This is a genomic window from Tepidimonas sp. HKU77 (assembly GCF_049728535.1).
GTDB lineage: Bacteria > Pseudomonadota > Gammaproteobacteria > Burkholderiales > Burkholderiaceae_C > Tepidimonas.
This window is the reverse complement of sequence record NZ_CP187300.1, coordinates 83,477-107,209: the sequence shown is the minus strand read 5'-3', so window position 1 is coordinate 107,209 and position 23,733 is coordinate 83,477. Positions and strand designations below refer to the sequence as shown.

21 protein-coding genes are annotated in these 23,733 nt (G+C 66.6%); 14 read left to right on the top strand and 7 right to left on the bottom strand.

The window, feature by feature from the left end; genetic code table 11:
• Nucleotides 1-43 precede the first annotated feature (43 nt).
• On the top strand, nt 44-1,507 hold the full coding sequence (cls, locus tag ACPP3B_RS00445) for a cardiolipin synthase (RefSeq protein WP_299021083.1): 1,464 nt from the start codon (nt 44-46) through the stop codon (nt 1,505-1,507).
• A gap of 93 nt (nt 1,508-1,600) precedes the next feature.
• Here cls and ACPP3B_RS00440 read toward each other — a convergent pair whose 3' ends face one another.
• On the bottom strand, nt 1,601-2,077 hold the full coding sequence (locus ACPP3B_RS00440; protein ID WP_299021081.1) for a peroxiredoxin: 477 nt from the start codon (nt 2,075-2,077) through the stop codon (nt 1,601-1,603).
• A gap of 194 nt (nt 2,078-2,271) precedes the next feature.
• Nucleotides 2,272-2,664 carry an Mth938-like domain-containing protein gene (locus ACPP3B_RS00435; protein WP_299021079.1) on the bottom strand — a complete coding sequence of 131 codons (393 nt, stop codon included), beginning with the start codon at nt 2,662-2,664 and terminating at the stop codon, nt 2,272-2,274.
• A gap of 78 nt (nt 2,665-2,742) precedes the next feature.
• On the opposite strand from ACPP3B_RS00435, the gene ACPP3B_RS00430 reads away from it, so the two are divergent.
• From ACPP3B_RS00430 to ACPP3B_RS00385, 10 genes are all read left to right on the top strand, one after another.
• The gene (locus tag ACPP3B_RS00430) at nt 2,743-3,978 is read left to right on the top strand and encodes a pyridoxal phosphate-dependent aminotransferase (protein ID WP_424859406.1); all 1,236 of its coding nucleotides are present in this window, start codon (nt 2,743-2,745) and stop codon (nt 3,976-3,978) included.
• Nucleotides 3,979-4,035: 57 nt separating this feature from the next.
• The gene (locus ACPP3B_RS00425; RefSeq protein WP_424859405.1) at nt 4,036-5,367 is read left to right on the top strand and encodes a homoserine dehydrogenase; all 1,332 of its coding nucleotides are present in this window, start codon (nt 4,036-4,038) and stop codon (nt 5,365-5,367) included.
• Entirely contained in the window at nt 5,367-6,800 is a 1,434-nt protein-coding gene (gene thrC / locus ACPP3B_RS00420) for a threonine synthase (protein ID WP_424859404.1), read from the top strand. Before ACPP3B_RS00425 ends, thrC begins: the two co-directional genes overlap by 1 nt.
• 10 nt (nt 6,801-6,810) lie before the next feature.
• On the top strand, nt 6,811-8,130 hold the full coding sequence (gene glp / locus ACPP3B_RS00415; RefSeq protein WP_424859403.1) for a gephyrin-like molybdotransferase Glp: 1,320 nt from the start codon (nt 6,811-6,813) through the stop codon (nt 8,128-8,130).
• Nucleotides 8,131-8,158: 28 nt separating this feature from the next.
• Nucleotides 8,159-10,786 (top strand): bifunctional diguanylate cyclase/phosphodiesterase, encoded by a 2,628-nt coding sequence (locus tag ACPP3B_RS00410; protein ID WP_424859402.1) that lies wholly within the window; start codon nt 8,159-8,161, stop codon nt 10,784-10,786.
• A gap of 52 nt (nt 10,787-10,838) precedes the next feature.
• A complete protein-coding gene (locus ACPP3B_RS00405) occupies nt 10,839-11,090 on the top strand; it encodes a MoaD/ThiS family protein (protein WP_299021066.1) in 252 nt (83 codons plus the stop codon).
• A gap of 4 nt (nt 11,091-11,094) precedes the next feature.
• Nucleotides 11,095-11,577, top strand: coding sequence for a molybdenum cofactor biosynthesis protein MoaE (locus tag ACPP3B_RS00400; RefSeq protein WP_299021064.1), 483 nt, complete (start codon nt 11,095-11,097; stop codon nt 11,575-11,577).
• Between the two features lie 102 nt (nt 11,578-11,679).
• Nucleotides 11,680-14,283 carry an ATP-dependent chaperone ClpB gene (clpB, locus tag ACPP3B_RS00395; protein ID WP_424859401.1) on the top strand — a complete coding sequence of 868 codons (2,604 nt, stop codon included), beginning with the start codon at nt 11,680-11,682 and terminating at the stop codon, nt 14,281-14,283.
• A gap of 81 nt (nt 14,284-14,364) precedes the next feature.
• Nucleotides 14,365-15,390 (top strand): glycosyltransferase family 2 protein, encoded by a 1,026-nt coding sequence (locus ACPP3B_RS00390; protein ID WP_299021060.1) that lies wholly within the window; start codon nt 14,365-14,367, stop codon nt 15,388-15,390.
• Nucleotides 15,387-16,406, top strand: coding sequence for a lysylphosphatidylglycerol synthase transmembrane domain-containing protein (locus ACPP3B_RS00385; protein WP_424859400.1), 1,020 nt, complete (start codon nt 15,387-15,389; stop codon nt 16,404-16,406). The genes ACPP3B_RS00390 and ACPP3B_RS00385 overlap by 4 nt, the downstream gene beginning before the upstream one ends.
• Before the next feature lie 39 nt (nt 16,407-16,445).
• Here the strand turns inward: ACPP3B_RS00385 and ACPP3B_RS00380 are convergent, their stop codons facing one another.
• From ACPP3B_RS00380 to ACPP3B_RS00360, 5 genes are read right to left on the bottom strand one after another with little or no spacing between them, the layout of a single operon-like run.
• Entirely contained in the window at nt 16,446-17,228 is a 783-nt protein-coding gene (locus ACPP3B_RS00380) for a peptidylprolyl isomerase (RefSeq protein ID WP_299021056.1), read from the bottom strand.
• Nucleotides 17,229-17,285: 57 nt separating this feature from the next.
• On the bottom strand, nt 17,286-17,567 hold the full coding sequence (locus ACPP3B_RS00375; protein ID WP_299021053.1) for a BolA family protein: 282 nt from the start codon (nt 17,565-17,567) through the stop codon (nt 17,286-17,288).
• A complete protein-coding gene (locus ACPP3B_RS00370) occupies nt 17,564-18,097 on the bottom strand; it encodes a septation protein A (RefSeq protein WP_299021050.1) in 534 nt (177 codons plus the stop codon). The genes ACPP3B_RS00375 and ACPP3B_RS00370 overlap by 4 nt, the downstream gene beginning before the upstream one ends.
• A 25-nt stretch (nt 18,098-18,122) precedes the next feature.
• A complete protein-coding gene (gene msrB, locus ACPP3B_RS00365; RefSeq protein ID WP_424859399.1) occupies nt 18,123-18,542 on the bottom strand; it encodes a peptide-methionine (R)-S-oxide reductase MsrB in 420 nt (139 codons plus the stop codon).
• Nucleotides 18,543-18,588: 46 nt separating this feature from the next.
• Nucleotides 18,589-19,269: a Crp/Fnr family transcriptional regulator gene (locus ACPP3B_RS00360; RefSeq protein ID WP_424859398.1), complete on the bottom strand. Its 681-nt coding sequence runs from the start codon at nt 19,267-19,269 to the stop codon at nt 18,589-18,591.
• 183 nt (nt 19,270-19,452) lie between these two features.
• On the opposite strand from ACPP3B_RS00360, the gene ACPP3B_RS00355 reads away from it, so the two are divergent.
• The 3 genes from ACPP3B_RS00355 to ACPP3B_RS00345 all read left to right on the top strand — a co-directional run bounded on the left by ACPP3B_RS00355 (nt 19,453) and on the right by ACPP3B_RS00345 (nt 23,721).
• Nucleotides 19,453-21,090, top strand: coding sequence for a 3-(methylthio)propionyl-CoA ligase (locus ACPP3B_RS00355; protein ID WP_424859397.1), 1,638 nt, complete (start codon nt 19,453-19,455; stop codon nt 21,088-21,090).
• Between the two features lie 137 nt (nt 21,091-21,227).
• Nucleotides 21,228-22,529 (top strand): branched-chain amino acid ABC transporter substrate-binding protein, encoded by a 1,302-nt coding sequence (locus ACPP3B_RS00350; RefSeq protein WP_299021039.1) that lies wholly within the window; start codon nt 21,228-21,230, stop codon nt 22,527-22,529.
• 175 nt (nt 22,530-22,704) lie between these two features.
• Entirely contained in the window at nt 22,705-23,721 is a 1,017-nt protein-coding gene (locus ACPP3B_RS00345) for a branched-chain amino acid ABC transporter permease (RefSeq protein WP_299021036.1), read from the top strand.
• Nucleotides 23,722-23,733 lie beyond the last annotated feature (12 nt).

Genomic DNA, 23,733 nt, shown 5'->3' with positions numbered 1-23,733 from the left:
CTGACACGCTGAGCGATCGCCTCTGGGTCAGTCACGGTCGACCATGCCTATCCTTGACGGAAATACCTGGACCCTGAGCGCCCTGGTGGCTTCGGCCATCGTGGCGCCCTTCTTTATGGGCCACGCGCTGCTGCACAAGCGCGAGCCGCGCTCGGCCACGCTGTGGCTGATCGTCATCGCCGTGCTGCCCCTGGCGGGATCGACGCTCTATCTCCTGTTTGGAATCAATCGCATCGAGCGACGGGCGCGGCGTCTGCGGGGTTCGGTACACCGTGGTGCCGTGGCCGCGCAGCCCAGCCATGATACGCCGCCTCCCGTTCCGCTCACGTTTAAGGGTTTGGCGCACCTGGTCGAGTCGGCCACGGGCTTGCCACTGACGGCGGGAAATGCAATCGAACCGCTGCACGGCGGTGCGACCGCCTACCCCGAGATGCTGCGGGCCATCGACGAGGCGCGTCACAGCATCGCCCTGGCCAGCTACATCTTTGACGGCCACGGCATCGGTGGCGCCTTCGTCGACGCGCTCACGCGCGCGCACCGCCGGGGCGTGGCCGTGCGCGTGCTGATCGATGACGTGAATGTCCGGCTTTCGCGCCAGACGGCTTACCGCGCGCTCGTCCGCGAGCGCGTGCCCGTCGCCTCATTCAACCCGCCGTTCATTCCCGCGCGGCTGCATGCGGTTCAGCTGCGCAACCACCGCAAGTTGCTGCTGGTCGATGGGTGTGTCGGCTTCACGGGCGGCATGAATATTCAAGCGTCCTACTGGTCGCCGGACAAGCCCGAAGCGGCCTTCCGGGACCTGCACTTCCGCGTCGAAGGACCGGTGCTGGAACACATGATGCTGACCTTCACGCGCGACTGGTTCGACAGCAGCGACGAATGGCTCGAATCCTCCTTCTGGCGTGGGGGCCCGGACTCCGCTGCAGCATGGCCCGCGGGCGACCGCGACCGCTGCGGCGGCGCCCTTGCACGCGGCATCGAAGCTGGCCCCGACGATACGATCGACCGCTTGCTCTGGACCTGGTCCGGCGCGCTTGCGAGCGCACAGCACAGCGTGCGAATTCGGACGCCCTATTTCGTGCCCGAAACCACCTTGCTCACGGCCCTGTCTACCGCTGCCTTGCGCGGCGTGGAAGTCGAGGTGATCGTGCCGCAGCGCTGCGACCATGCCTTTGTCGGATGGGCAAGCCGCGCCAGCTATGCCCAGGTGCTCGAGTTTGGCGTGCGTGTCTTCGAACGGCCAGGCCCTTTCGACCATACGAAGCTGATGCTGATCGATCGCCATTGGGTCAGCCTCGGCTCGGCCAACTGGGACACGCGCAGTTTGAGGCTCAATTTCGAATTCAACCTCGAGGTCTACGATCCCGCCCTTGCGGCCCAGCTCGAAGACGATTTCTTTGAACGCCGGGCCGAATCACACCTGGTCACCCTGGCACAATGGCATGCCCAGCCCTTGACGGTGCGGCTGCGCGACCGAGCCGCCCGACTGTTCACGCCCATCCTTTGAGCGCTCCTCTCTTGACGGCGACAGCTGGCTCGAATGCCCACCGCCCCTGCCTGCGCTAGGCTGGACCGTTTCTTCCGACGAGACGTTTTGCCGTCAGGCCACCTTTTTGAGCATCTTGACGGCCTGCAGGACTTCGTCCACGTGCCCAGGCACCTTGACGCCGCGCCATTCTTGCAGCAGGATGCCCTCGGGGCTGATCAAGAAGGTGCTGCGCTCGATGCCCTTGACCTTCTTGCCGTACATGATCTTGTTCTTGACCACGCCGAACATGTGGCACATCTTTTCTTCGGTGTCGGCGATCAGCTCGAAGGGCAGCTCCAGCTTGGCTTTGAAATCTTCGTGCGACTTCAGGTTGTCGCGCGAGACGCCGAACACCTCGGCACCGGCGGCGACGAACTCTTGATACTGGTCGCGGAACTGTAGCGCCTCGGTGGTGCAGCCGGGGGTGTGGTCTTTCGGGTAGAAGTACAGCACCAGGGTCTTGCCCAGGTGGGACTGGTGGGTGACCTTGACGCCGCCGGTCGCTTGCGCTTCGAACTCGGGAATGGGTTTGTTGACGACGACGGCCATGAAGCGTATCCCCTGTCTGATTGGCTGATCGGATGCGTCCGGAAAAAGACGGCCTGTCCATCACACACCCTGAGCCCCATTCGCGCGTGGAGCGGGTGCCGAGCGTGGCAGCGCGGCAGGATGGGCTGCGCCGGACATTTTGCTAATTTTACCGCATTCGAGGGGCGGGTCTGGCGGGTGGAGGCGATCGAAAGTCAGCCCGCCGGCGTCGTGTCGTGGGGTTCGATCAACAGGGCTGCCACCACCCGGCGGCCTTCGCCGGCCAGGATGTTGTAGGTGCGCGCCGCGGCCATCGTGTCCATGGTTTCCACGCCGATGCCGCGCTCGATCAGGCCGCGCAGCAGGGCAGGGGCGACGAAGCGCAGGCGCTGGCCGCTGCCGAAGAGCACGACTTCCGGTTCTTCCTCGGCCAGGAGGTCGAAGTGGGCGGCGGTCAGATCGGCGTGCGCCCGGCAGTCCCACACCTGCAGGCGGCCGCTGGCGCTGACCACCACGCTGTGCTCGAACCGCTGGCCCGCGATCACCACCCACCCCGGGCCGTGGGCCTGGATGGACAGGGTGTCGATGCGGTCGGGTTGAAACTTCATCGGTGGCGCACGGCGCGCACGGAAAGGCGGCCAAACTGTGGTGAAATTATAGGTTCCACCCGCCCAACCCCGTGCGCCATGCCGTTTCCCGTCATCCACAAATCGGCCAAACTCGCCAACGTCTGCTACGACATCCGGGGGCCTGTGCTGGAGAAGGCCCGCCAGATGGAGGAGGATGGCCACAAGATCATCAAGCTCAACATCGGCAACCTGGCTGTGTTCGGGCTCGAGCCGCCCGATGAGATCGTGCAGGACATGATCCGCAACCTGCCGCACGCGGCCGGGTACACGGACAGCAAGGGGCTGTTTGCCCCGCGCAAAGCGATCGTGCACTACACGCAGCAAAAGGGTATTCCTGGCGTGACGGTGGACGACGTCTATCTGGGCAACGGCGCCAGTGAGCTCATCACCATGAGCATGAACGCGCTGCTCAACGCGGGCGATGAGATTTTGGTTCCCGCGCCCGACTACCCGTTGTGGACGGCGTCGGTGTCGCTATCGGGCGGCACGCCGGTGCACTATCTGTGCGACGAGGCCAGCGACTGGATCCCCGATCTGGAGGACATGGCGCGCAAGATCACGCCGCGCACGCGGGGCATCGTCGTCATCAACCCCAACAACCCGACCGGGGCGCTGTATCCGGTGGAGGTGCTGCAGGCCATCGTGGCGCTGGCGCGCCAGCACGGGTTGATCGTCTTTGCGGACGAGATCTACGACAAGGTGCTCTACGACGGCCACACCCACACGTCGATCGCCTCGCTGGCCGACGACGTGCTGTTCGTCACCTTCAACGGGCTGAGCAAAAACTACCGCTCGTGCGGCTACCGTGCGGGCTGGATGATCGTCTCGGGCGACAAGCGGCGCGCCAAGGACTACATCGAGGGGCTGAATATGTTGGCCTCGATGCGCCTGTGCGCCAACACGCCAGGGCAACTGGCCATCCAGACCGCGCTGGGCGGCTACCAGAGCATCAACGATTTGGTCGCGCCCACGGGGCGTCTGTGCCGACAGCGCGACCTGGCGCACCGGTTGTTGACAGCCATCCCCGGCGTGACCTGCGTCAAGCCCAAGGCCACGCTGTACATGTTTCCGCGCCTGGATCCGGCGATCTACCCGATCGAGGACGACCAGCAATTCGCCTACGAACTGCTGGCCGAGGAAAAGGTGCTGATCGTGCAAGGCACGGGCTTCAACTACCCGACGGCCGACCATTTCCGCCTCGTCTTTTTGCCGCACGAAGACGACCTGGCCGAGGCGATTGGCCGCATTGCGCGTTTTTTGGGGCATCTGCGCCGCCGCTACGGAACGGACTGACCCTGCGCGGGGGCGCTCCCGCCACCGATCGACGATCTATTCACTGACATCACCACCATGAGTTCGCTTCCCCCCATCCGCGTTGGTCTGCTGGGCATCGGCACCGTCGGCAGCGGCGTCTTTCGCGTGCTACAGCGCAACCAGCAAGAAATCCGTCGCCGCGCCGGGCGCGGCATCGACATCGTCACCGTGGCCGACCTCGACGTCGAGCGGGCGCGCGCCATCGTCGGCGACGGGGTGCAGGTGGTGGGTGACGCGCGCGCCGTCATCGCCGATCCCTCCATCGACATCGTGGTCGAGCTCATCGGCGGCTATGGCATTGCCAAGACGCTGGTGCTGGAGGCGATCGCCGCCGGCAAGCACGTGGTCACGGCCAACAAAGCATTGTTGGCGGTGCACGGCACCGAGATCTTTGCCGCCGCCCAGACCAAGGGGGTGATGGTGGCGTTCGAGGCGGCGGTGGCCGGCGGCATTCCTATCATCAAGGCGTTGCGCGAGGGGTTGACCGCCAACCAGATCCAGTGGGTGGCCGGCATCATCAACGGCACCACGAATTTCATCCTGTCCGAGATGCGCGACAAGGGGCTGGATTTCGACGTCGTGCTCAAAGAGGCGCAGCGCCTGGGCTACGCCGAGGCCGATCCCACCTTCGATATCGAGGGCATCGACGCCGCACACAAGGCCACGCTGATGAGTGCGCTGGCGTTTGGCATTCCGGTGCAGTTCGACAAGGCGTATGTCGAAGGCATCACACGGCTGCAGGCGGCCGACATCCGCTACGCCGAGCAGCTGGGCTACCGCATCAAGCTGCTGGGCATCACCAAGCGCGTGGCCGGTGGCGTGGAGCTGCGCGTGCACCCGACGCTGGTGCCGGCGCGGCGCCTGATCGCCAACGTCGAGGGCGCGATGAACGCCGTGGTGGTGCAGGGCGACGCGGTGGGCACCACGCTCTACTACGGCAAAGGCGCGGGCAGCGAGCCGACCGCCAGCGCCGTGATCGCCGACCTGGTAGACGTGACACGCCTGCACACCGCTGACCCGCAGCACCGCGTGCCGCACCTGGCGTTCCAGCCGCATGCGATGAGTGACCTGCGCATCGTGCCCATGGCGCAAGTGGTCACGAGCTACTACCTGCGCTTGCGTGTCGCCGACCAGCCCGGTGTGTTGGCCGAGGTGACGGGGCTGCTGGCGCGTGCGGGCATCAGCATCGACGCCGTTCTGCAGCGCGAGGCCGACGAGGTGGGCGGCGAGGGCAGCACGCAAACCGACCTCATCATCTTGACGCACGACACGAGCGAGGGCACCATGAACGAGGCGCTCGATGCCATCCAAGCCCTGCCCACCGTGCTGGCGCCCGTGGTACGCATCCGTAAGGAGGAGTTGGCCTGATGCGCTACCTCTCGACCCGTGGCCACCCCGAGCGGCGGCGTTTCAGCGACATTTTGCTCGAGGGCCTTGCGCCCGACGGCGGTTTGTACCTGCCCGAGTCGTATCCCCAGGTCGATGCGGCGACGCTGGCGCGTTGGCGCCGCATCTATCACGAGCAAGGCTACGCCGAGCTGGCGTTCCAGATCCTGTCGCTCTATATCGACGACATCCCGGCCGACGACCTGCGCGCGCTGTGCGCCAAAACCTACACGGCCGAGGTGTTCGGCACGGGCGAGATCGTGCCTTTGCGTCACTTGGAAGACGGCCTCTGGCTGGAAGCACTGTCCAATGGGCCCACGTTGGCCTTCAAGGACATGGCCATGCAGCTGCTGGGCCACCTGTTCGAGTACGAGCTCGCGCGCCGGGGTGAGACGCTCAACATTCTGGGCGCCACCAGCGGCGACACCGGCAGCGCCGCCGAGTACGCGATGCGCGGCAAGCGTGGCATCCGCGTCTTCATGCTCAGCCCGCATGGGCGCATGAGCCCGTTTCAGCAGGCGCAGATGTACAGCCTGATGGATGCCAACATCCACAACATCGCCATCGAGGGCGTGTTCGACGACTGTCAGGACATCGTCAAGGCGGTCAGCCACGACCTCGACTTCAAGCGGCGCTTCAAGATCGGCACCGTCAACAGCATCAACTGGGCGCGCTTGCTGGCGCAGGTGGTGTACTACTTTGCGGGCTGGATCCAGGCCACCACGCGCGACGACGAGCCCGTGAGCTTTGCCGTGCCCAGCGGCAATTTCGGCAACGTGTGCGCGGGGCACATCGCCCGCATGATGGGCCTGCCCATTGCCCACCTGGTGGTGGCGACGAACGAAAACGACGTGCTCGACGAGTTTTTCCGCACCGGGGTCTACCGGGTGCGGGGCAGCGCCGACACCTACGAGACGTCCAGCCCGTCGATGGACATCAGCAAGGCCAGCAACTTCGAGCGCTTCGTGTTCGACCTGCTGGGGCGCGATGCGGCGGCGACGCGCGCCCTGTTTGCCGATGAGCTGGCGCGCCATGGGCGCTTCGATTTGTCGGCCCACCCGGCGTTTGCGCTGGCGCGCAGCCGCTTCGGATTCTTGAGTGGCCGCAGCACGCACGCCAACCGCATCGCCACCATCCGCGACACGTGGCAGCGTTTCGGTGTCATGATCGACCCCCACACCGCGGACGGGGTCAAGGTAGCGCGTGAGCACCGGCAGCCCGGGGTGCCCATGATCGTGCTCGAGACGGCGTTGCCGGTCAAGTTTGCCGCCACCATCGTCGAAGCCCTCGGGCGCGAGCCCGAGCGGCCCGCCCGCTACCAGGGCATCGAGGACCGACCCAAGCGGGTGCAGGTGCTGCCCGCGGACGCCCAGCGCGTCAAGGCGTACATCGAAATGGTGTGCGCGGCGGGGTGAGGGGCAGGCCATGGCGACGACGTCACCGACCGCGTCCGCACGGCCCGGCCTCATGGCGCTGGAAGAGGCCCTGCAGCGGCTGCTGGCCGACGTCACCCCGGTGGCGGAGGTGGAGCGCGTGCCCACCCAGTCCGCTGCCGGCCGCGTGCTGGCCGAGCCGGTCGTCTCGGCGCTCGACGTACCCGGCTTCGACAACAGCCAGATGGATGGCTACGCCGTGCGTTGTGCGGAGGTGCAAGACGCCGTGGCCGCGGGTCGGCCGCTGCCGGTGGCCCTGCGCATCCAGGCGGGCCACGGCAGCGCGGCGCTGCCCCCGGGCGCGGTGGCGCGGATCTTTACCGGTGCGCCACTGCCGGATGGGGCTGACGCCGTCGTGATGCAAGAGGACGCCGCGCCGGCGGAGGCGCCGCCCGATGCGGATGCCGCACTGGCGCCCCATGGCTGGGTGCGCTTGACCGTGGTGCCCGTGCCGGGCCAGTGGGTGCGCCGCCGCGGCGAAGATGTGCACGTCGGTGCCGTCGTGCTGCCCGCGGGCCGGCGCCTGCGCCCGGCCGATCTGGGCTTGGTCGCCTCCATCGGGGTGGCCGAGCTGACCGTGCGGCGTCGGTTGCGCGTGGCCCTGGCCGCCACGGGCGATGAGCTGATCCGCCCGGGGGAGCGGCCGCCCGAGGGCCTGCCACCGGGGGCGATTTTCGAGTCGAACCGCTATTTTCTGGAGCCGCTGCTGCAGCGCCTGGGCTGCGACGTGACCGTGCTGTCGCGCATTCCCGATGATCGCGAGGCGACGCGCTCGGCTTTGGCCAGCGCCGCGCTCGCGCACGACGTGATCGTGACCACGGGCGGTGTCTCCGTGGGCGAGGAAGACCACGTCAAACCCGTGGTGCAGGCGCTGGGTGGCCTGGACTTATGGCAGATTGCCATGAAGCCCGGCAAGCCGTTTGCACAGGGTTGGATCGATCGTGCGCCGCTGGGTGGCCAAGGGCGCTGCCATGTGTTGGGCCTGCCGGGCAATCCGGTCTCCAGCTTCGTGACCTTTCTGCTGCTCGCGCGGGCGTTTTTGCTGCGGCTGTCAGGGGTCGACGTGGCGCCCGCGTTGCCACTGGCGCTGCCGCTGGTGGCGCATTTCGACGTGCCGCACCCCGACAAACGGCGCGAGTTTTTGCGCGTGCGCCGCAACGCGCAGGGCGGTTTAGACCTGTTTCCCAATCAAAACTCGTCCGTGCTGACCTCCATGGTCTGGGCCGATGGTCTGGTGGATAAACCTGCCGGGGCAGTCATACGGCGTGGAGACGTGGTGGCCTATCTGCCGCTGGCGGAGTGGTGGGACTGAGCGGCGGATCGAACGTTCAGGAGTGCGCATGACCTCCCCGCTCGCCACTGCCCGAACGTCGAAGATGGCCGCAGAGCGGGTCGGGTTCCGCTCGCTGTTGCGTCGCCGTCTGATTGGCGGCGCGCTGGCGCTGATCGTCGCGATGGCGCTGTTGGTGGCAGTGGGCGTCATCGCACCGATGGCGCAACAGGCGGCCCGGGCGTCGTTCGACTCGGTGGCCCGTGAGACAGATGCCCGGCTGCGAGCCAACCTTGGCTCGACCCAGGCTGCGTTGCAGGTGTTTGGTCACGGGCTGCAGGCATTACCACCATCGGCGGATAGTCCGACGAGCTTCGTCGAGCGGGCGCGTCTGGCCATGGCCGCCATGCCGTTGGTCACCTCGGTGGTGGCAGGCAATGGCGCGGGCCAAGGCTGGTTGCTGCTGTGGCGGCCCGAGCAGCGCGAGTGGCTCGTGCGCATCACGGACCGCACCCGTTGGGGGGACGAACAGCGCTTTCTGTCGTTCGACGCGCAGTGGCGCCCGTTGCGGGAATGGCGCGAGCAGCTGCCCTACGATCCACGGACGCGGCCTTGGTATCGGTTGGCCCAGGAAAAACCGGGCGAGCCACGCTGGACCACGCCATACGTGCTGTTTACCACGCGCGAGCCGGGGGTAACGGTCACCCTGGGTTGGCACGATGCCGACGGATTGCCGTGGGCCGTGGGGTTCGATCTGCGCGCCAATGAGATCGACGCCTTGGCCAAGACGTTGACCCCTAGTGCCCACGGCCTGACGCTGGTCGCCGACGCCAGCGGGCACGTGCTGGGACAGTCGTTTGCCCCATTGACGCTGACGCCAACGCCAGAGGGCAGCTGGCGCTTGCCGCGCCTCGACGAGGTCGGCCAACCGTTGCTGCGGCAGGCCATAGAGCAGGGAGGGCAGGTGCTCGACGGGAGCCGCTGGGCGATGCCGGGCCTTCACTGGTTGGTGGTGCAGCACACCATCGTGTTGGGCGAGCTGCCACTGACCCTGTGGATGGCGGCCCCATGGTGGGACTTCGTGCCAGGGCTGACCGTTTGGCTGGCGGCCTTGGTGGGGTTTGGCATCGCGGTGTCCCTCGCGGCGGCGTGGATCGCCCGCCGCGCTGCTCGTCAGTTGGCCGAGCCCTTGGAGTATTTGGCGCAGGCCGCGCAGGCGGTGGGCCAGCTGTCGCTGGCACAGCCGATCCGTACCGACTGGCGCACCCGTGAGGTCCACGCGCTGGCTCGGGCCATGAACGAATCACGGCGTCGGCTGCGCATCTACCAACGCCGCTTGCAGCGCCGCGAAGCGCAGCTGCGCCGCGAGGTGTTGGCGCTGACGGCGGCCGAACAGCGCTTGCTGCATGTCGGCCTACACGATCCGCTGACCGATCTGCCCAACCGCCGTTTGCTCCTCGAGCGCATCGAGCATGCACTGGCGCGCGCCGATCGTCACCGGTCGATGACGGCGGTGCTATACGTCGATCTGGACCACTTCAAGGAAATCAACGACGAGTGGGGGCATGAGGCCGGCGACGCGCTATTGGTCGAGGTGGCGCAACGCTTGCGTGCGCAAGTGCGCGGTGGCGACACCGTGGCACGGCTGGGGGGAGACGAGTTTGTCCTCGTGCTGGAGGATGTGACGGCCGACATTGCCGCCGAACGCGCCCACGCGGTGCTGGTGGCGCTGCAAAATCCGATCGACTTGGGCGGGCGGGTCTGCCACATCTCGGCCAGCATTGGTATCGCCCTGGCACCGCGTGATGGGCTGGACGCCGTGACGCTGTTGCGCCATGCGGACGAGGCGATGTACCGCGCCAAAACAGGGGGACGCGGTCGCGTGGTCGCGTACGAGGCGGGATTCAGCCACGCCACACACGAGGCGCGCGCCATGCGCGAAGCGTTGGCACAGGCGATCGCCGAGCGCACCATCGAGCTGTGGTGGCAGCCCCAGGTGGATTTGCAGGACGGCCGCATCGTGGCTGCCGAGGGTTTGCTGCGCTGGCAGCATCCCCAGTGGGGCTGGGTGTCGCCTTCGACCTTCATTCCCTTGGCAGAGGATGGCGGACTGATGGAGCGCCTGGGTTTGCTGGTGCTGGATCTGGCACTGGAGCACGGGCAGCGCCTGGACGCGGCCGGCTGGACGCTCGGCCGGCTGGCGGTCAACGTCTCACCCCGTCAGCTCCAGGTGGAACGGTTCGTGGACGAGGTGTTGTCGCGCCTGACGCGCAGCGGTTGGCCTGCCCACCGGCTGGAGCTGGAAATCACCGAGAGTGTGCTGCTCGACAGCGAACCGGCGCGGGACCGCCTGCGCGTGCTGGAGGCGCGCGGGGTGCGATTGGCGGTGGACGACTTTGGCACTGGCTATGCCTCGATGGCGTATCTGCGTGCCCTGCCGCTGGACACGATCAAGATCGACGGCAGCTTCGTGCGCGACATCGGGACGTCCGCGCAGGCCGACGCGCTCGTCGAGTCGCTCATCCAGCTCGGGCGTGCGGTCGGTTTGGAGCTCGTGGCGGAGGGGGTCGAGACGGTGGCCCAGCGCGATTTTCTGGCCGAGCGCGGCGTGCGGCGTGCGCAGGGATACCTGTGGGCGCCGGCATGCCCGTTGTCGGCCTGGCTCGCCGTGCCCGCGGGCCAAATGCCCAAGCTATGATCGTGGTCACGAGCACCGCATAGGTACCCTGACCCTCATTCAACGACCGTCCATGAAGATCCAACTGCGCTACTTTGCCGCCATCCGCGAGGCCGTGGGCACTGCCGCCGAGGTGCTGGACACCGACGCATCCCACGTCGGCGCGTTGCGCGACGCGCTGATTGCGCGCGGTGGCGTCTGGGCCGAGGCATTGGGCCGCGGGCGCGCCGTGCGCGTGTCGGTCGATCAGGTCATGGCGGACGAGGGTACGCCGCTGCACGATGGCGCCGAAGTGGCCTTCTTCCCGCCCGTCACTGGAGGATAGGCCCATGGCACTCGCGCACCGTTTTATCGCCATCCAGAGCGAGGACTTCGACCTGGCGCGTGAGGTGACCGCCCTGCGCGCCGGCCAGCCGACCGTGGGCGCGGTGTGCGCCTTCGTGGGCACGGTGCGTGATCGCAACGACGGGGCCTCGGTGGCCACCATGGAGCTGGAGCATTACCCGGGTATGACCGAGCGCGCCATCGACGCCATGATCGATGAGGCGGCACGGCGCTTCGACATACTGGGTGTGCGCGTCATCCACCGCGTGGGGGCGCTGCAGCCGCAGGACCAAATCGTGCTGGTGGCCGTGGCCTCGGCGCATCGCGGCCAGGCATTCCAGGCGTGCGAGTTTTTGATGGACTACCTCAAGACCCAGGCGCCGTTCTGGAAAAAAGAGCACACCCCACAGGGGGCGCGTTGGGTCGATGCGCGCGTCAGCGACGACGCGGCGCTGGCGCGCTGGGGCATTGCCGCGCGCAACGCCTGAGTGCCCGTCACGTGGCGCGTTTTTGATGGCGATCAAGGCCGCGGCCTTGAAAACGCGGCACAACCCCCCACATGGAAGCACAGTCGAATCACGGAGCTTTCCATGTCCATCGAAAAATTCACCCGTTCGTTTCAAGAGGCCTTGTCCGACGCGCAATCGCTCGCGCTGGGCAAGGATCATGCGTACATCGAGCCGGCGCACGTGGCGCTGACCCTGCTGCAGCAAGACACCTCGCGCGGCTTGCTCACGCGTGCCGGGGTCAACATCGGGGCGCTGCGCAAGGCGGCCGAAGACGCCGTCAACCGCCTGCCCCAGGTGCAGGGCCAGGAGCAAGTCCAGGCCAGCCGCGATTTGGTGTCCGTGCTGCAGGCGATGGAAAAAGAGGCCATCAAGCGCGGTGACCAGTTCATCGCTAGCGAGTTGTTCTGGCTGGCGCTGGCCGATGCCAAGACGTCGCTGGCCGATGCCGCGCGGCAGGCGGGCCTGCAGCGCAAGTCCCTAGAGGCGGCGATCGAAGCCGTGCGAGGAGGAGAAAAAGTGACCAACCCCGAAGCCGAAAACCAGCGCGAGGCGCTGAAAAAATACACCCTCGACCTGACCGAACGCGCCCGTCAGGGCAAGCTGGACCCCGTCATCGGGCGCGACGACGAAATTCGCCGCACCATCCAGATCCTGCAGCGGCGCAGCAAGAACAACCCGGTGCTCATCGGTGAGCCCGGTGTGGGCAAAACCGCCATCGTCGAGGGGCTGGCGCAGCGCATCGTCAACGGCGAGGTGCCCGAGACGCTCAAGGACAAGCGCGTGCTGGCGCTGGACATGGCGGGACTGCTGGCCGGCGCCAAATACCGCGGCGAGTTCGAGGAGCGCCTCAAGGCGGTGCTCAAAGAGATCGCGGCCGAGGAAGGGCGCATCATCCTCTTCATCGACGAGATCCACACCATGGTGGGCGCGGGCAAGGCCGAAGGCGCCATGGACGCGGGCAACATGCTCAAGCCGGCGCTGGCGCGCGGCGAGCTGCACTGCATCGGCGCCACCACGCTGGATGAGTACCGCAAGTACATCGAAAAGGACGCGGCGCTCGAGCGGCGCTTCCAGAAGGTGCTGGTCGACGAGCCCAGCGTCGAGGCCACGATCGCCATCCTGCGCGGTCTGCAAGAGAAGTACGAGCTGCACCACGGGGTGGAGATCACCGACCCGGCCATCGTTGCCGCAGCCGAGCTGTCGCACCGCTACATCACGGACCGCTTCCTGCCAGACAAGGCCATCGACCTCATCGACGAGGCCGCGGCCCGCATCAAGATGGAGATCGACTCCAAACCCGAGGTGATGGACCGGCTGGAGCGGCGCCTGATCCAGCTCAAGATCGAGCGCGAGGCGGTGCGCAAGGAGACCGACGAGGCCTCGCGCAAGCGGCTGGAGCTGATCGAGGAGGAGATCGCGCGGCTGGAGCGCGAGTACGCCGATCTGGAGGAGGTCTGGAAGGCCGAGAAGGCGCAGGTGCAGGGCTCGGCGCAGATCAAGGAGGAGATTGACCGCATCCGCTTCCAGATCGAGGAGCTCAAGCGCAAGGGTGACTTCAACAAGGTCGCCGAGCTGCAGTACGGCCGCCTGCCGGAGCTGGAGCGCCGGCTGCAGGAGGCGCAGGCGCGCGAGGCCGGCAAGGACGGCGCCAAGGGCTTCAAACTGCTGCGCACGCAGGTCGGCGCGGAGGAGATCGCCGAGGTGGTCTCGCGCGCCACCGGCATCCCGGTCAGCAAGCTGATGCAGGGCGAGCGCGACAAGCTGCTGCAGATGGAGGCGCGGCTGCACGAGCGCGTGGTCGGCCAGGACGAGGCGATCGCCGCCGTCTCCAATGCCATCCGCCGCGCCCGCGCGGGCCTGAGCGACCCGAACCGGCCGCTGGGCAGCTTCCTGTTCCTCGGTCCGACGGGGGTCGGCAAGACCGAGCTGTGCAAGGCGCTGGCGGCCTTCCTGTTCGACAGCGAGCAGCACATGATCCGCATCGACATGAGCGAATTCATGGAGAAGCACTCGGTGAGCCGCCTGATTGGCGCGCCGCCGGGCTATGTCGGCTACGAGGAGGGCGGCTACCTGACCGAGGCGGTGCGGCGCAAGCCCTACAGCGTCGTGCTGCTCGACGAGGTCGAGAAGGCGCACCCGGACGTGTTCAACGTGCTGCTGCAGGTGCTGGACGACGGGCGGCTGACCGACGGCCAGGGCCGCACGGTGGACTTCAAGAACACCGTCATCGTGATGACCTCCAACATCGGTTCGCAGCGCATCCAGCAGCTGGCGCAGCGGGGCCACGACATGGAGGACATCAAGGACGCGGTGTGGGAGGAGCTCAAGGCGCACTTCCGCCCCGAATTCCTCAACCGCATCGACGAGACGGTGGTGTTCCATCCGCTCGGCAGCGAGCACATCAAGAACATCGCCCGCATCCAGCTGCGCACGCTGCAGGAGCGGCTGGCCAAGCTCGACCTGACGCTGACGTTCACCGACGCGGCGCTGGAGGAGCTGGCCAAGGTCGGCTACGACCCGGTGTTCGGCGCGCGGCCGCTGAAGCGCGCGATCCAGCAGCGCATCGAGAACCCGCTGTCCAAGCTGATCCTCGAAGGGCGCTTCCCCCCCAAGAGCGAGATCCCGGTGGACGTGGATCCGGTGCGCGCGCCGGGGCAGTTCCTCTTCGGGCGCACGGTGCACTAAAAAGCGTCACGGGCGCTGACTACAATGCCAGCCGGGTAGGGCGGATCAGCCGCCTGCCCGGCTTTTTCGTGCCCCATCACCATGACGCCAGCTCCCACCAGCGCTCCCACCCGCCCTGCGCCTCGCGCCGAGGCAGCCCCAGACATCTCGGTCGTCATCCCGGTCTATCACGAAGAGGACAACCTACGTGAGCTGGTGGCGCGGGTGGGCGAGGCGCTCGGGCCCACACGCTGGACCTTCGAGCTGATCTGCGTGGATGACGGCTCGCGTGACGCCAGCCCCGCCATCCTGGCCGAACTGGCGGCGACGACGCCGTGGCTGCACCCGGTCATCCTGGCGCGCAACTACGGTCAATCGACGGCGTTGCAGGCCGGCTTCGAGCGCGCGCGGGGCCGCTACATCGTCACGCTGGACGGGGATTTGCAAAACGACCCGCTGGACATTCCCGCGCTCATCGAGCGGTTGGAGTCCGATCCGTCGGTGGACATGATCTCGGGCTGGCGCCAGCAGCGCCAGGACAAGGCGTTGTCGCGCCGCCTGCCTTCGGTGCTGGCCAACCGGCTGATTTCCTGGGCCACGGGGGTGCGTCTGCACGACTACGGTTGCGCGCTCAAGGCGTATCGGCGCGAGATCATCGAGCGCATCCGGCTCTACGGCGAGTTGCACCGCTTCATCCCATCGCTGGCGCGCGAAGCCGGCGCGCGCATCGTGGAAGTGCCGGTGCGCCACCACGCGCGCACGCGCGGGCAGTCCAAGTATGGCATCGATCGCACCTTCCGCGTCATTCTGGACCTGGTGTTGATCGTGTTCTTTTTGCGCTACCGGCAGCGACCTCTGCACGCCTTTGGTGGGCTGGGCCTGTGGCTCATGACGCCCGGGGTGGTGATCCTCGGGTATCTGCTCGCGGTCAAACTGGCAGGCGAGGATATTGGCGGTCGCCCGCTGCTCATCGCCGGGGTGATGCTGGTGCTGATGGGGGCGCAGCTCATCGTGGCGGGCCTGACGGGTGAGTTACTCATCCGCATCTACCACGAGGGGTCGGGCCGTCCCCAGTACCACACCCGGGGGTTGCCGCCCGCTCACCCCGGGACTGCCACGCAGCCATGAGCCTGGGCCCAACCCGGGGCGCGGCTCGCCCGCAGGGGCGGCGCCCATGGCGGCTGGCGGCCGCGCTGGCGCTGCTGGCGGCCGTGCTGTGGTGGGTGGAGCCCGAGCGCGTGTGGGCCGAGTTGCAGCGGGCCGATGGCGGCTGGCTGTTGGCCGGGCTGCTCAGCAGCGCCGCGGCCAACGCGCTGTCGGCCTGGCGCTGGCGTGCGGGGGTACGCTGGCTGGGCTTTGAGGTACCCCTGCGCTGGGCGCTGCCGGTGTACTTTCGGGGCGTGGCGGCCAACGTGGTGTTGCCCGGGGCGGTGCTAGGGGGCGACATGCTGCGCGCCTGGAGCCTGCACCGGCGCGGTGTGCCGGTGCTGGAGGCCGGCGTGTCGGTCGTGCTGGATCGCCTCAGTGGCCTGTGGGGGTTGGGATTGCTGGGGTGCCTGGTGCTCGCCGTGGGCCGCATCAGCGGGCACGGCGATGGGCTGCAAAGGGCGCTGCACGCCTTAGGGTTGTCGGGCTTTTTGCCGGTGGTGGTTGTCGTGGCGGCCGCGCTGGCCGTGGCCATGGCGCTGTCACCGTATGTGGTGTTGCGTGTCAGTGCCAGCCATGGCATGTACTGGGCGCAGCTGCAGCGGCCCGCGTGGCGCTGGTGGCGGCAACTCGCCACACATGCGCCGGCGCGTCACTGGGGGCAGCAGCTCGTGGGTTCTTTGGCCGTGCAGGCCGCCAGTGTCACCACGCTGTTTGCAGGGCTGCATGCGGTGGGCGCGCCCCTGCCGTGGGCGGGTGTGGCGCTGGCCGCGGTGCCGATCTTCGTACTGGCCACACTACCGGTGAGCTTTGGTGGCTGGGGTACGCGCGAGGCCGCCGCCGTCGCGGTGCTGGTGCCACTGGGGATCGACGCACCGGCGGCCGTTGCGGCTTCGGTGCTCTACGGGCTGGCGCCCGTCACCCAAGCGCCGCTGGCACTGCTGCCGAGCAGCGCTGGGGACGGGGACGCCGACGCAGCGGCAGACGGCCGGCGTTGAGCCCGCGGCGGACTCCCGGGTGCCCGCCCGGCCGATCGCTTACTGGATCTTGGCTTTCTTGCGCAGCTCTTCTTGGAACTGCGCGAGTTTTTGCTGCTGCAGCTGCTGCTCGATCTGAGGTTTGACGTCCTCGAACGGGGGTACTTGCGCGGCTCTCACGTCATCGACGCGGATGATGTGCCAGCCGAACTGGGTCTGCACCGGCTCGCGGGTCGTCTCGCCCTTGCCCAACTTGGCCATCGCCTGACCAAACTCCGGCACGAACGCATCGGGCGTTGCCCAGTCCAGATCACCACCGCGCTTGGCCGACCCCGGGTCCTTGGAGCGTTTGGCCGCCAGGTCCTCGAACTTGGCGCCCTTGGCCAGCTCGGCGAGCACCGCTTCAGCCGCTTCCTTGCTCTCGACCAAGATGTGGCGGACGCGGTACTCCTGCCCCATGGCTTGGGCAATGCGGTCATACTCGGCGCGCAGCTCCGCTTCGGTGACGGGATGGCGGCGTTGCTGGTCGGCAAACAGCTCGCGGATCAGGATGGTCTGGGTGGCCAGTTCGAGCTGGGCCTTGACCTCCGGCGACGCGCGCAGGCCGCGCCGCTCGGCTTCTTGCACGAAGATCTCACGCAGGATGGCCTCTTCGCGCAACTGTTGGCGCACGTTGTCGTCGATGGGGCGTCCCGAGCGGGCGACCTGCTGCTCGAGCGCCTTGAGGCGGGCCGAGGGGACGGGCTTGCCGTTGACGATGGCGAGATTTTGGGCGTGCGCTGGCAGGACCAGGCCAGCCGCCAGACACGCGGCGACGGCCACGCGCGACAACAGGATATTCATGGGAGGGATGTGTCCGAAAAAACCGAGGGGAAAGACGTTGCGTGTCGCCGGCTACCGTTACTCGTGCAGCACCTCGATGGCCAGCGCGTGCAAGCCGGCGTCGAACGCCGGTTGCAGTGCATCATACACAAGTCGGTGGGCGGTGACGCGGCTGCGGCCCTCCAGCGCCGGCGCGGCGATGCGTACGCGAAAGTGCGTGCCTTGTCCCCGACCATTCGCGCCCGCATGCCCGGCGTGGGCAGCGCTCTCGTCGATCACCTCCAGCCGCGTGGGCTGCAGCGCGTGGCGCAGCAGCTGCTCGATCGCCTGGGTCGTGGTCCCATCCGTGTCTGTCGTCATGGTGTGTCATCCTTCAGATGGCGCGCGACGTAGAACCCCTGCCCGACCAAGAACAGCACGGGGAAGATATAACCCCAGAGCTTGAAGTCCACCCAGGCATCGGTGGAGTAAAACGCCGCGACGTAGGCGTTGAGGGCGGCCATGAACAGGCAGTAGCCGATCCAAGCCTGCGTCAGCCGCGACCAAACGTGGGTCGGCAACTGCAGCTGGCTGCCCAGCAGCAGTTGCAGCACGTTCTTCTTCCAGCCCCACAGCGCGGCGGCCAGCGCCAGCGCGATGGCGCCGTACAACACGGTGGGCTTCCACTTGATGAAGCGATCGTCGTGTAGAAGCAGCGTGAGCGCGCCGAACACCAGCACCAGCAGCAGCGTGATTTTTTGCACCGCTTGCAGACGACGGTCGATGGCGTAGATCAGGCCCATCTGCACCACCGTGGCGGCCATCAGCACGGCGGTGGCCGCGTAGATGCCCTGCCACTGGTAGGCGAGAAAGAAGAGGGCGATGGGGAAGAAGTCGATCAACAGGCGCATGTCCGGATTATCGGTGCAGCGCGCGTCACAGCGGGTGCCACTGCAGGGCCGCCGAATTCATGCAAAAACGCAAGCCCGTGGGCGGTGGCCCATCGTCGAACACGTGGCCCAGGTGCGCCCCACAGCCGGCGCACAGGGTTTCGGTGCGCACCATGCCGTGGCTGCGGTCGGTGCGCTCGACGATGGCGCCGGGGCGCGCCTGCCAGAAACTGGGCCAGCCGCAACCGGCGTCGAACTTGGTGTCGCTGTCGAACAGATGCGCTCCACAGGCGATGCAGTGGTAGCGGCCAGGCTGCCACCACGATTCATAGCGTCCTGTGAAGGGCGGTTCGGTCGCAGCGCGGCGGGTGACGTCGAAGGCCAGGGGCTCGGCGTCGCCGCGTGCGATCTTTTCGGTGAGCAAGGCGCGCCACTCGGCATCGGATTTTTCGATCGGAAACGTCATGGATGAATTGTTCAACGCGCGCGACACCCTTGTCGTGCACAGGGGTTCAGCGGCGGTTCAGCAGGGCTTGGAGTGCGTCGGGCTGTAACACCTCGATGCGGCTGAACTCGAGCGAGATCCAGCCCTTGGCTTCCAACGCCTTGAGCACACGGTTGACCGTCTGCCGTGACAAGCCGGTCAGGTGGCCGAAGTCCTCCTGCGACAGGGTGATCTTGCGTATCCCCGAGCCCAGGAACATGACCAGGTACTGCGCCACGCGCTCTTCGGGGGTGCGCAGCCGACCGGCTTCGATGGCCGTCATGGCTTGCCCCAGCCTCAGGTTCAGGCGCGCGATCAGGTAGTGGTTGAACGGTAGATGCGTTTGGTACAGATGGCGAAAGTGCGCCAGCGGCAGGCCGATCAGCGTGGTGTCGCGCAAGGCCACCACGTCGTACCGCCACGGGCCGCCGTTGAGGACCGTGCCTTCGCCAAACCAGTCGCCGGCCGGGACACCCAGGAAGGCAGAGACACGGCCATCCCGCCCTTCGGTCTGCAGCTTGGCCATGCCGGACAACACCGCCCACCAGGCATCGACCGGTGTGCCCCGGCGGACCAGCAACTCGCCGCGGCTGGCGCGCTGCAACAGCATGTCGTTGATCAGGGTCTCGCGCAGGCTTGGGTCCATACTGCCGAACCAGGGCTGCTGGGACAAAAAGACACGCGCGGGCGTTCGGCTGTCGAGGGTCATGATCGACGCAAGTGGGACAAATGGGGCACGGTACCGGCTGTCGAGTGGGCGACAAATGGACCCGTGACCTCGGGTTTGTCAGGATGACGACGTTGGATGGGACTTGCCATAGTCGTAAGCTTAGCGGAGTCGGTCGTCGCGGACGGCCGTTTCCCATCCCATTCGAAAAGAGGAGTGCTCCCAATGCTTGGCCTGATGCAAGAACGACCCCTGTTGATTTCGGATTTGATCGAACACGCGGCACGCCACCACGGCGACGTGGAAATCGTCTCGCGGCGCGTGGAGGGTGACATCCACCGCACGACCTACGCGCATGCGGCGGCGCGCGCGCGGCAACTGGCGCAGGCGCTCGACGCCATGGGGCTGGAGCAGGGCGAGCGCGTGGCCACGTTGGCGTGGAACGGCTACCGCCATTTCGAGATGTACTACGGGGTCAGCGGCTCGGGGCGCGTGCTGCACACGATCAACCCGCGGTTGTTGCCCGATCAGATTGCGTGGATCGTCAACCACGCCGAAGACCGCGTGCTGGCGTTCGATACGACTTTTTGGCCCATCATCAAAGCGATCCACGCCCATTGCCCGACCGTGCAGCGTTGGGTGGCGCTGTGCGACGACGAGCATCTGGCGCGACTCACCGCCGAGGGCAGCATTCCCAATCTGATCGGCTACGAGTCCTGGATCGCCGGGTATCCCACCCGCTACGATTGGCCGCGCTTTTCGGACGAGACGGCCAGCAGCATGTGCTACACCAGTGGCACCACCGGCAACCCCAAGGCTGCCCTGTACAGCCACAAGTCGACCATCCTGCACGCCTACGCGTCGGCACTACCGGACGTGATGTGCCTGAGCGCGCGCGATTGCGTGCTGCCGGTGGTGCCGATGTTTCACGTCAACGCGTGGGGCATCCCATATTCGGCAGCGGCGGTCGGCTGCAAGCTGGTGTTTCCGGGCGCCCAGCTCGACGGCAAGTCGGTCTACGAGCTGCTGGATGCCGAACGGGTGACGTTCGCGGCCGGCGTGCCGACAGTGTGGCAGATGCTGCTGACCCACATGGGAGCCAACGGATTGAAGCTGCCGCACCTGCAGCGCACGGTCATCGGCGGCTCGGCCTGCCCGCCCGCGATGATCCAAGCGTTTCGGGAGCAGTACGGTGTGGAAGTGCTGCACGCCTGGGGCATGACCGAGCTCAGCCCGCTGGGCACGCTGTGCACGCTCAAGAACAAACACCTGTCGCTGCCCGAAGAGGAGCAAATGAAGATTCGTCTCAAGCAGGGGCGCGCGATTTTTGGCATCGACATGAAGATCGTCGATGCCGACGGTCGTGAACTGCCGTGGGACGGCAAGACCCAGGGCGACCTGTTGGTGCGCGGCCCCTGGGTCATCCGGGACTACTACCGCAGCGGCCAACCGAGCCCGTTGATCGACGGCTGGTTCCCGACCGGCGACGTCGCCACCATCGACCGGGACGGCTACATGCAGATCACCGACCGCAGCAAGGACGTCATCAAGTCTGGTGGCGAGTGGATCAGCTCGATCGACGTGGAAAACATCGCGATGGCGCACCCGGCGGTACTCATGGCCGCCTGCATTGGCGTCAAACACCCGAAGTGGGACGAGCGCCCGATCGTCGTCGTGGTCAAAAAACCCGGACACGACGTCACCCGCGAAGAGCTGCTCGCCTTCTACGAGGGCAAGCTCGCCAAATGGCAGATTCCCGATGACGTGGTGTTCGTGGACGCGATCCCGCTGGGCGCGACCGGCAAGATGCAGAAGATGAAGCTGCGCGAAATGCTGGCCGACTACCGGTTGCCAGGACTGTGAGTGCGCGCCGCTCGAGTGTCATCCAATGGACAGTCGCCTAGGTGATAAGTCTGCGGGGTTTCCCTGATCGCTGCGCTGCACCAGACCGCTAAGCTCAAAACCGTTCCCCCACCATGCCAACACAAGGAGACAAGCGCATGAAATTCGCCTTCAAAACCCTCGCGGTGGCCGCCATGTTCGGTGTGGCGCTGACCGGCCTCGCCCAGGCCCAGAGCGCCCGCCAAGCCAAGCGGGATCAGGCCGCGGCCGCGGGTGCGGCGCCGCTGGCGGGCCAGACCGTCAAGATCGCCTGGATCGACCCTCTGTCGGGGTTGATGGCGCCGGTGGGGTCGAACCAGGTCAAGAGCTTTCAGTTCTTTGCCGAGAAGTTCAGCGGCCCCAACAAGCACAACCCCGCCGGGGTCAAGTGGGAGGTGGTGCCCTTCGACAACAAGCTCAGCCCCGCCGAGAGCGTGACGGCCCTGCAGTCAGCCATCGACCAGGGCATCCGCTACATCACGCAGGGCAACGGGTCGTCGGTGGCTGGGGCCCTCATCGAAGCGGTGGCGCGCCACAACGCGCGCAACCCGGGCAAGGAAGTCGTCTTCCTCAACCACTCGGCGGTCGATCCGGATTTCACCAATAGCAAGTGCAACTACTGGCATTTCCGCTTCGACGCCGACACCTCGATGAAGATGGAGGCGCTGACCACCTTCATGAAGGATCAGCCCGACATCAAGAAGGTGTATCTGCTCAACCAGAACTACTCGCACGGTCATCAGGTGGCCAAGTACGCCAAAGAGCTGCTGGCGCGCAAACGCCCCGACATCCAAATCGTCGGCGAAGACCTGCATCCACTGGCGCAGGTGCGTGACTTTGCCCCCTACATCGCCAAGATCAAGGCCTCGGGGGCGGACACCGTCATCACCGGCAACTGGGGCTCAGATTTGGCGTTGCTGGTGAAGGCGGCCAACGAGGGGGGGTTCACGGGCAAGTTCTACACCTACTACGCGGGGGTGACGGGCACGCCGACCGCTCTCGGCCAAAGCGCCGAAGGCCGGGTGTACCAAGTCTCGTACAACCACTACAACATGGGCGGCGAGATGCAGCAGTGGCAAAACGAGTTCAAGCAGAAGTTCAATGCCGACTTCTACACGGGCTCGGTCATCCACATCTTCCGTGGCCTGTCCGAGGCGATGGCCAAGGCCAAGAGCACCGATCCGGTGCAAGTGGCCAAGGTGCTGGAGGGGCTCAAGTTCACCAGCTACAACGGTGAAGTCGAGATGCGCAAGACCGACCACCAGCTGCAACAGCCGCTGTACCTGACGCGCTGGCAAAAGGCGGACGCGAAGTTCCCGTACAGCGTGGAGAACACCGGCATGACGTTCGCGCTCGTGAAGGAGTTCCCGGCGTACATCGCCAGCACGCCCACCAGCTGCAACATGCAGCGCCCCAACTGACGGCGGCCTGGCCCGTGGCGCGGACCGTGCGCGCGGGTCGGGTCTGCGCCACCGTTTTCCGCCCCGCCCATTCGGGCCGGGCCTATCGATCGGTCGGATCGACGCCGCCGGTGGCCAGCTGTGCCTGGCCGTCCGGAGTGTCTGACCCCGATGATTCCCCACGACGCCCCTGATCATGGAATTCGTCCTCGTCTCTTTACTCAACGGTGTCAGCTATGGCTTGTTGCTGTTCATGCTCAGCTCCGGGCTGACCCTGATTTTTTCGATGATGGGCGTGCTCAACTTTGCCCACGCGAGCTTCTACATGCTGGGCGCGTATTTCGCCTACGCGTTGTCCGGCATCGTGGGCTTTTGGCCAGCGCTGCTGGTGGCGCCAGTGCTGGTGGGGCTGGCGGGCGCCCTGTTCGAGAAATACAGCCTGCGCAAGGTGCATAAGTTTGGCCACGTGCCGGAGCTGCTGATCACCTTTGGGCTGTCCTATGTGATCTTGGAGCTGGTGCAACTGGTCTGGGGCCGTACCGCGGTCAACTTCCGGCCGCCGGAGCTGCTGCAGGGGCCAGCGTTCACCCTCATCCATACCGCCGATGACCGCATGGCCTTCGTCTGGGGCCGAGCGGCAGCAGACCTGTGCCAGGCCGCGGCGTGCACGCCGTTTCCCGCGACGCGCGCCTTCATGATGGGTGTGGCGGTGGCCATGCTCGTGAGTTTGTGGCTGCTCATCACCCGCACCCGCGTGGGGCTGGTGATCCAAGCCGCCTTGACCCACCCCGAGATGGTGGAGGCGCTCGGGCACAACGTGCCGCGCGTCTTCATGATGGTGTTTGGCGTGGGCACCGGGCTGGCCGGTCTGGCCGGCGTGATCGGGGGCAGCACGTTCGTGACCGAACCGGCGATGGCGGCCACGCTCGGATCGCTGGTGTTTGCCGTGGTGGTGATCGGTGGCCTGGGGTCGCTGCCGGGCGCGTTTTTGGCGTCGCTGCTGATCGGCGTCATCCAGACGTTTGCGGTGGCGATGGATCACTCGATCGGGTCGCTGCTGCAGGGCATGGGGCTCGCGCTGTCGGATGCGATGCGCGACAAGGACTTCCTCAAGCTCACGCTGTCGCAGGTGGCGCCGGTGTTGCCGTACCTGTTTTTGGTGCTGATCCTGATATTCCGCCCCAAGGGCTTGCTGGGCACGCGCGACCAATGACTCAAACTTGAA